Raw genomic sequence first — 6,908 nt, forward strand, 5'->3', positions numbered from 1 at the left:
CTTAAATTCTTTTGTATACGATTTTTTAGTACTCATTTGCAACACGCTCCTTACATATATTTTATCCCACTCAGGATGCATGTCCACTTTTTATGCTAACATCATAAACGACTACATGATTCAGTCTATCAGAAAGTCTAGGGACGGAGCCAAAAGAGCCGGCAGGAGGAAGTCGTGATAACGATAGAGACAAGAAGGGTGAAGAGATTGAAGAAATATATGCAATTGAGAATAGGGTTAGTGATTACAGCGGCGATGTTGATTTTTATGATGATGAAGTAGGTGATTAGATGGCTCAACGTAGGATGTTTAGCATGAAAATAATAGACACAGACCATTTTCTTGATATGCCAACAAGTACACAATTGTTATATTTTCATCTGTCGATGAGGGCTGATGACGATGGATTCATAGCATCACCTAAAAAGATTATGAAGATAGCAGGGTGTTCAGACGACGACATGAAACTGCTAATAGCTAAAGGGTTTGTAATACCATTTGAAAGCGGAGTGTGCGTGATTAAGCATTGGCGTATACACAATTACATCCAAACTGATAGATACAACGAAACCATGTACAAAGCAGAGAAGGCAAAGCTAATAAGCGATAACGGAGCCTACCACATGCAAGAAGATTGCGATTTGGATACAAAATGTATACATGATGGATACGACGTGGATACACAGGTTAGGTTAGGTAAGGTTAGGTTAGAGTTAGGTAAGGATAGGTTAGATAATCATAGGTCAGACTCTGACGAGTCTTCCGTCAATTCTGACGAATCGACCCCCATAATAACCGCCTGGAATGAACTCGGACTACAAAAGTTAGTGAGCATAAAAAACAATAGAGCCACGCTCCTAAAGGCACGGCTGAAGGAGTACGGGCAGGATAGCATATATCAGTGCATTGAGCATATCAAGGAATCAAGCTTTTTAAGAGGGCAAAACAATAGAAGTTGGATAATCAGCTTTGACTGGCTTATTAAGCCAAACAACTACATCAAGGTGTTAGAGCGCAACTATGTAGACAAGGAGGTAAACGGCAATGGAGCTGCAGGAACTTCTGAGACAGGCGAAAGAAAACTTGCTGACTGGGAAATACGACAACTTGAGTCAGCTAAGCAAATCGACATCGAAAAAGCCGAGCGAGAAATGCAAGACATCGACTTCTAGCTGCCCTTACGGGGCATGCAACGGCTCAGGAATGATACATTACATGCAGGACGGGCTCGACTATGCTAAACCTTGCAAGTGCAGAGAAAAGCAGATACTTCAAAACAAATATAGATTTGCTGAAATGCCTGAGCAGCTAAAGGATCTTAAGCTTAGAGACTATAAGACTGACATATACGAATCAGGGAGCAACAAGACACTATCATCCCAGGCGAAGAAGATAGCTGTCAACTATGTTAAAGCTTTTGAGCAGATGCAGGAAAAGTCCACTGGCCTATATTTCTATTCAAACACCAAAGGTTCCGGGAAGAGCAGGCTTGCCGTAGGCATCGGGAATGCGCTCATAGACACATATGGAACCAGAGTGAAATTTACGACTACAACAAAGCTGCTGGATGAAATCAAGCATACGTATGGAGGATATGACATTGAAGGTATGAATACTAGCCAGTATCTTGAAGCAATCAAGACGGTGCAGGTCCTCATACTTGATGATATTGGAACCGAAAGAATCACAGGTTGGGTGAATGAAACCTTCTACGAGATAATCAACCAAAGAATGCTAAGTAAGCTTGTAACGATATACACCAGCAACTGCGAGATAGATGAGCTTAAGCATGACGACAGAATCAAGTCTAGGATAAAAGGAATGGTGTTTCCGGTGAAGTGCCCTGAAGAGGACATAAGGACCAAGCTTAGACAGAGCGACAACGTTGAAATAGAAAAGCTGTTATTGAGGTGATACCGTGGCGAATGGCAAGGCGTGGCAACAGCATGAAATAGATTATATCACCATGAAGGTGGGGCATGCATCTTATGATTACATGGCCAAGAAGCTCGGGAGATCCAAGAATGCCATAGAGTTGAAGCTGAAAAGGCTGGGCATGGGATGCACGAGAGAACAGACAGGGCTCCTGACGGCTCTGGACTTATCAAGACTTGTCGGCGTAGATAACAAGACGGTCCTTCGATGGATTGATAAAAAAGGCCTGAAGGCAACAAGGCGAAGAACGCGAGGAGTGCGAGCTTTCATCATGATAGCCCCAGCAGATTGGTGGAAATGGGCGAATAAGCATAAGCACAGGATTGACTTTTCAAGGATAGAACCGGGAACAATACTGCCTGAGCCTGATTGGGTGGACGACGCCAGGAAGGAAAAGAAGATTATGCAAAAGCGCTGGAGCGAGAAGGAGACGCAGCAGCTCAAGGCATATATAATAGCCGGATTATCGCACGAGAAGATAGGTGAAAGGCTAGGCAGGAGCAGAGCTTCAATAGAGCACAAGCTTTCGAGAATGAGGAAAGCAGGAATAAATATCTGGGAATAAGGAGGCGGATGAAGTGGAGAAGCGAATACCAATAGAGCCGCAATCAGCCACATATGACATTGAGAAGGAAGCGGCTGCCATGGCGCAACTGTATGGGGTGTTAGACGGGGCTAAGAGGAAAGAGGAATCGAAAGTCGAAAAGTCTAAATGTGGGAAACAGGCAATACCGATGCCGCCGAAAGAGAAGATAGAGGAGCTGTATTTAGAGCGGGGATTGACTCTGCACTATGCCGCCAAGGAGCTGGGAGCATCATCGGCAACTCTGATTAAATGGATGGACAAATATGGAATACCACGCAGAGACGGAGGCAGAGCGAAGGAGGAGAAGGCAGTGGAAACAGCGAGAGTGATTGAAGAAGTAACAGCAACACAGCTGCAAGATGAGATTGTCCCTGGCCCAGAATACCCGATTGAGGATGAAGCGGTGTTGGACTCGCTATATATCACTTGCGGAAGAGCAAGCGTGGGAGTGTTCAGAGACAAGTACGAGATAGACACGGAAGAGTATAGCAGAGAAGATGCGCAGAACCTGCTCAAGGCTTTGACAAAAGCACTGGCAGTTGACATAGATAAAATAAACCTATAAGAGAGTGATAATGATGAACCAAATTGTAAAGAACCTAATTGAGAATTCAGAAGAATATAGAGAGGTAATAGAGGAAATGATCGCTGGAAGTAAGTGCGAGGATTGTGATGGGAATTATAAAGCTTGCAGGTTTTGCAGGCTGGAAATACTTGAAGATTTAAGCGAAAACTTATTAAAGCTTGAAATGGAGGCGGAATAGAATGCGAGAGTTTAAATTTAGATTTTGGGATAAACAAAACAAAGAAATGTGCAAGGTGGATGCTATAGGTGAAAATGTCATACATATAGAGAATGCAGAATGGGAGAATAGAGAAGATTTTGTGGCTATGCAGTATACGGACCTTAAGGACAAGAATGGCAATGATATATTCGAGGGCGACATACTTGAAGACGAAGAACATATGCTGTGGGAAGTATGCTGGAACAAAGAAGAGGCATCGTTTAAATTGGTGAACCTAGAAATGCCAGGAGCCATGATTATAACTCAAACTAAGAACATGGGAATGAAGGGCAATAGATACGAAAATCCAGAACTTTTGGAGGTGGAATAATGAACAGTGTGGTGTTAATCGGAAGACTCACGAAGGATCCAGACCTTTCATACCTAACTAGCGGAAAAGCGGTATGCAAATTTGATATAGCAGTAAACAGGACCTTCAAAAATCAAGAAGGCAAATACGATGCAGACTTTTTTAAGATTCAAGCTTGGGACAAGACGGCAGAGGCCGCAGCCAACAATCTCATCAAAGGCAGGCTTGTAGCTATAGAGGGTGAACTCAGAAACAACAACTACGAAAAAGACGGAGTCAAGCACTACGGAACAGTTATCAATGCAACCAGAGTTGAGTTTCTGGAGTGGGGCGACAAGAAAAGTGACGGAAGTCAATCGGCAGGCCAAGGCAAGTACACGGGACTAGATCCAGAAGGATTTGAGGCGCTGGACGACGATGATTTCATACCATTTTAAGGAGTGATTGCTATATGGGCTATACTCACGGAATTAGATGGACTGATGAAAAAATAGAATATGAAATAAGAAACGTCATGAAAATCCTAAACATAGACAGAATGCCAAGCTGCGCGGAGATAAAGGTTATAACCGGTGATGATGCCTTGACTAATAAAATAGCTAAAACCGGGGGATTCTATCAATGGGCTGATAGATTGCAAATTGAAGTTAAGAAAAGCGAAACACAGCTTGGGGTGAGGTACGAACTTAAGGCAAAAGACATGTTGGAGAGCTTAGGGTATGCTGTAGAAAAAATGAGCACTAGGCATCCGTATGATTTGCTTGTAAATGGAGCTGTCAAAGTTGATGTGAAAGTGGCAAAGCCATACGAATATGAAAAAGCGAAATTTTTCCATAGTTTCAATTTGGAAAACATGTACCATTCTTGTGATATATTCATGGCATTTGCAGTTAGTCATAGCGAAGCCATAGAAAAAATATTAATAATTCCAAGTAAGGACCTGAAGGTCAAGCAGCTATCAATCGGATCTAATAGCCGATACGACAAATACATGAACAGATGGGATTATTTTGAGAAATATTCAAAATTCATGAACGGCTTAAATTAATCTAGGGAGGTGTGAAGAATGAAAGTTATAAGCGTAGAGCGCAGCGATGGACCACTAAAATGTAAATGGTGCGGAAAAGAGCTAACGCCAGACATGGAAATAGAATATAGTGCTTTAGAATGTGAATACTTTTGTGGTTCGGAGTGCGCAACTGATTATTATTTCGAGTTTATGAAAAGCATGGTTATATATCTGGACGAGAGTGAAGATCTTGAAGTTGTCGATGGGAAAGTGTACGAGAAAAGGAGTGAGTGGAAATGAAACTAACACCAGTATTAGAACAAGGGCTTGAGGTGCTCAGAAACAACAAAGTATTGTATAGAAGAAAAGATATAGGAGTGCCTTACGTGTATGTACCTGAGAAATATCGCGAACCTGGAACAAAAGTGCCATGGTACGAGCCTATTAATGCTCAGACGATAAATAGATTAGTAATGCTAGGATATGCCGAATTTGAAAACAAAAAAGAGGTTGTGAAGTACATCGACAAGGTAGAAGCGGCCATAAAATTTCTAGAAGCTGAAGGATACAAGGTGACAAGGTAATTACGTAATCTGAATAAATAGCGACAAATTTGCATTTATAACAAAGGAGGAATAAAAAATGGCAGGATGGGGAATTTCAAATGCGGCGTCTTTGAAAGAAAAGTTAAAATCGGAAATGGCAGACTATTTACATGGGCTCAACGCAGTAGGCGAAATTAGTTATAGCACATATTCTGAAATGTTCGATTTTGGACTAGAGTTACTGGATAGAATGTATGAGTTAGGGAAAATGGAAGAATCAAAGACTGACAAGTAATTCGCAATCCAAGCAAATAGCGCAATAAGGAGTTATTTCAAAAAAAACGCAAAAATTGAAATAAGGGAGGTGCAGGAGTGAATATCGGATGCTATCTAGTATCAAATAGCAAATTTGAAAAAGCTGCTTTGCCGGAAAACCTATTAATTGACCTAGCTAAAAGCCTCAGGCAAAGCGGAAAAGAGATAGTACACTTTGCAAATAGAAGCATTGAGGTTGAAGGAATTTATATTCCAGCAAAAAACACTAAAGCGTCAATAATGATGATTTTGGAGGAGTAAGGGAGGTGCTAGGCTATGGGAATACTGTATGATGCGATAGCTAAAAAGGCTGCCAAGATTGCCGTCGAGAAATACTTCGACGGCATGGATCCTCACGAAGCGATTGAAGAGGCAGCCAAGGAATGCAATTTGAAACTCGGAAAGCAAAAGGAAGTGCGAAATGAAGATAATCATAAATGATATACCACCAAGCAACAATAAGTATATGGGAAATTCGAACTCTTTTCATGCCTACAGCGAAGAAAAGAAGCGATGGGAGTGGTTGGTCAGAGGAAGCGTAAAAAAGCCTAAGAAGCCCTTCCAAATCGCTCAGGTGAGGATAACGTACTTCTTTAGAGATAAAAGAAGGCGAGACCCGGATAATTACTCCGGGAAGTTCCTTCTGGATGGGCTTGTGAAGGCAGGAGTGATTGAGGACGACAGCTTCAGCAACATAGAGCTAAGGCTCCAAGGGAAGGTGGACAGAAAGAACCCAAGGACTGAAATTGAGGTGATGGAGATTGAACAGGCAGCAGAGTAGGCAATCATCCAGAGAGATGCAAAAGCGGCTATCCAAGATGAGTACGGCTGAGTTCGAAGGCACTATCAACAACATCATATTCAGAGCGCAGGAAGAAGTGATGGAGGCTTACAGAGAGGCATTGCATGAGCGGTTTGGGTTTGGCCCTGGAAGAATGGAAAAACTGATGGTTGGAGTCATGAAGAGATTGGAGGAGAGATAATGAGAATAGTGATGGATGTAGACGATGAGACAGGCAAAGTTACAAAGGTGGCTGAAAAATACATAGAGGACGGATACGAAAAGCAAAAACCCATCGAAAGGGTGATGATGGGGACTATAGGGATAGATCTTATCAACCAAGCGTGGGCAGGTGGAAATATAGAATAAGGAGAGTGTTGAAGTGTATCTATGTCAATAAAATGGACACAAATTAAGAGTGGTTTTTAAGCAACCCTTAATCGACTTTCAAAATAAAGATTTTCAAATGTTTCGGGGCTAAGGTACCCAAGTTTTCCATGACTGCGATTACGATTAGAGACCGTTTCATAGTTTGTGTAAACCTTCAAACTGATGTAGAATAAAATCAGTTTGGAGGTTTTTTATTATGGGAAGAAGAAACGAGAGTCCAGAAAAGAAAAGAAGAAGAGCGCTTATAGGGGA

16 protein-coding genes are annotated in these 6,908 nt (G+C 41.9%); all 16 read left to right on the forward strand.

Translation table 11 applies throughout. The features are described 5' to 3' along the window. The first annotated feature begins 305 nt into the window (after nucleotides 1-305). The 16 genes from GT589_RS02000 (at nucleotide 306) to GT589_RS02075 (ending at nucleotide 6,635) form a co-directional block, all read left to right on the forward strand. On the forward strand, nucleotides 306-1,172 hold the full coding sequence (locus GT589_RS02000; protein ID WP_330582837.1) for a hypothetical protein: 867 nt from the start codon (nucleotides 306-308) through the stop codon (nucleotides 1,170-1,172). A 124-nt stretch (nucleotides 1,173-1,296) separates the two neighbouring features. Next, nucleotides 1,297-1,914 carry an ATP-binding protein gene (locus GT589_RS02005; protein WP_293395260.1) on the forward strand — a complete coding sequence of 206 codons (618 nt, stop codon included), beginning with the start codon at nucleotides 1,297-1,299 and terminating at the stop codon, nucleotides 1,912-1,914. A gap of 4 nt (nucleotides 1,915-1,918) precedes the next feature. Next, nucleotides 1,919-2,500, forward strand: a complete 582-nt coding sequence (locus tag GT589_RS02010) for a hypothetical protein (RefSeq protein ID WP_293395220.1) — start codon at nucleotides 1,919-1,921, stop codon at nucleotides 2,498-2,500. A gap of 13 nt (nucleotides 2,501-2,513) precedes the next feature. Next, nucleotides 2,514-3,086: a hypothetical protein gene (locus GT589_RS02015; protein ID WP_293395223.1), complete on the forward strand. Its 573-nt coding sequence runs from the start codon at nucleotides 2,514-2,516 to the stop codon at nucleotides 3,084-3,086. A gap of 4 nt (nucleotides 3,087-3,090) precedes the next feature. After that, a complete protein-coding gene (locus GT589_RS02020; protein ID WP_293395225.1) occupies nucleotides 3,091-3,285 on the forward strand; it encodes a hypothetical protein in 195 nt (64 codons plus the stop codon). 1 nt (nucleotide 3,286) lies between these two features. Then, nucleotides 3,287-3,637 carry a YopX family protein gene (locus GT589_RS02025; RefSeq protein ID WP_293395227.1) on the forward strand — a complete coding sequence of 117 codons (351 nt, stop codon included), beginning with the start codon at nucleotides 3,287-3,289 and terminating at the stop codon, nucleotides 3,635-3,637. Next, nucleotides 3,637-4,053, forward strand: coding sequence for a single-stranded DNA-binding protein (locus GT589_RS02030; RefSeq protein ID WP_293395230.1), 417 nt, complete (start codon nucleotides 3,637-3,639; stop codon nucleotides 4,051-4,053). Before GT589_RS02025 ends, GT589_RS02030 begins: the two co-directional genes overlap by 1 nt. 14 nt (nucleotides 4,054-4,067) lie before the next feature. Then, on the forward strand, nucleotides 4,068-4,664 hold the full coding sequence (locus GT589_RS02035) for a hypothetical protein (protein WP_293395233.1): 597 nt from the start codon (nucleotides 4,068-4,070) through the stop codon (nucleotides 4,662-4,664). 18 nt (nucleotides 4,665-4,682) lie between these two features. Continuing rightward, nucleotides 4,683-4,925, forward strand: a complete 243-nt coding sequence (locus tag GT589_RS02040) for a hypothetical protein (RefSeq protein ID WP_293395236.1) — start codon at nucleotides 4,683-4,685, stop codon at nucleotides 4,923-4,925. Then, nucleotides 4,922-5,209, forward strand: coding sequence for a hypothetical protein (locus GT589_RS02045; RefSeq protein ID WP_293395239.1), 288 nt, complete (start codon nucleotides 4,922-4,924; stop codon nucleotides 5,207-5,209). The genes GT589_RS02040 and GT589_RS02045 overlap by 4 nt, the downstream gene beginning before the upstream one ends. 58 nt (nucleotides 5,210-5,267) lie before the next feature. Further along, entirely contained in the window at nucleotides 5,268-5,465 is a 198-nt protein-coding gene (locus tag GT589_RS02050) for a hypothetical protein (RefSeq protein WP_293395242.1), read from the forward strand. 77 nt (nucleotides 5,466-5,542) lie between these two features. After that, the gene (locus tag GT589_RS02055) at nucleotides 5,543-5,746 is read left to right on the forward strand and encodes a hypothetical protein (protein ID WP_293395245.1); all 204 of its coding nucleotides are present in this window, start codon (nucleotides 5,543-5,545) and stop codon (nucleotides 5,744-5,746) included. Between the two features lie 15 nt (nucleotides 5,747-5,761). After that, nucleotides 5,762-5,926 (forward strand): hypothetical protein, encoded by a 165-nt coding sequence (locus tag GT589_RS02060; RefSeq protein WP_293395248.1) that lies wholly within the window; start codon nucleotides 5,762-5,764, stop codon nucleotides 5,924-5,926. Continuing rightward, nucleotides 5,907-6,266 (forward strand): RusA family crossover junction endodeoxyribonuclease, encoded by a 360-nt coding sequence (locus GT589_RS02065; protein WP_293395251.1) that lies wholly within the window; start codon nucleotides 5,907-5,909, stop codon nucleotides 6,264-6,266. The genes GT589_RS02060 and GT589_RS02065 overlap by 20 nt, the downstream gene beginning before the upstream one ends. A gap of 16 nt (nucleotides 6,267-6,282) precedes the next feature. After that, entirely contained in the window at nucleotides 6,283-6,468 is a 186-nt protein-coding gene (locus GT589_RS02070) for a hypothetical protein (protein WP_293395254.1), read from the forward strand. After that, nucleotides 6,468-6,635 carry a hypothetical protein gene (locus GT589_RS02075; RefSeq protein ID WP_293395257.1) on the forward strand — a complete coding sequence of 56 codons (168 nt, stop codon included), beginning with the start codon at nucleotides 6,468-6,470 and terminating at the stop codon, nucleotides 6,633-6,635. The genes GT589_RS02070 and GT589_RS02075 overlap by 1 nt, the downstream gene beginning before the upstream one ends. Nucleotides 6,636-6,908: the final 273 nt, after the last annotated feature.

The sequence above is a fragment of the Peptoclostridium sp. genome (assembly GCF_009881055.1).
Taxonomy (GTDB): Bacteria; Bacillota; Clostridia; order Peptostreptococcales; family Peptostreptococcaceae; genus Peptoclostridium_A.

Bases quoted from the DNA above. Each gene is read 5' to 3' on its own strand.
- GT589_RS02070 (WP_293395254.1), top strand. From the start codon at position 6,283: ATGCAAAAGCGGCTATCCAAGATGAGTACGGCTGAGTTCGAAGGCACT.
- GT589_RS02075 (WP_293395257.1), top strand. From the start codon at position 6,468: ATGAGAATAGTGATGGATGTAGACGATGAGACAGGCAAAGTTACAAAG.
- GT589_RS02050 (WP_293395242.1), top strand. From the start codon at position 5,268: ATGGCAGGATGGGGAATTTCAAATGCGGCGTCTTTGAAAGAAAAGTTA.
- GT589_RS02025 (WP_293395227.1), top strand. From the start codon at position 3,287: ATGCGAGAGTTTAAATTTAGATTTTGGGATAAACAAAACAAAGAAATG.
- GT589_RS02060 (WP_293395248.1), top strand. From the start codon at position 5,762: ATGGGAATACTGTATGATGCGATAGCTAAAAAGGCTGCCAAGATTGCC.
- GT589_RS02030 (WP_293395230.1), top strand. From the start codon at position 3,637: ATGAACAGTGTGGTGTTAATCGGAAGACTCACGAAGGATCCAGACCTT.
- GT589_RS02005 (WP_293395260.1), top strand. From the start codon at position 1,297: ATGCCTGAGCAGCTAAAGGATCTTAAGCTTAGAGACTATAAGACTGAC.
- GT589_RS02065 (WP_293395251.1), top strand. From the start codon at position 5,907: ATGAAGATAATCATAAATGATATACCACCAAGCAACAATAAGTATATG.
- GT589_RS02040 (WP_293395236.1), top strand. From the start codon at position 4,683: ATGAAAGTTATAAGCGTAGAGCGCAGCGATGGACCACTAAAATGTAAA.
- GT589_RS02035 (WP_293395233.1), top strand. From the start codon at position 4,068: ATGGGCTATACTCACGGAATTAGATGGACTGATGAAAAAATAGAATAT.
- GT589_RS02045 (WP_293395239.1), top strand. From the start codon at position 4,922: ATGAAACTAACACCAGTATTAGAACAAGGGCTTGAGGTGCTCAGAAAC.
- GT589_RS02000 (WP_330582837.1), top strand. From the start codon at position 306: ATGTTTAGCATGAAAATAATAGACACAGACCATTTTCTTGATATGCCA.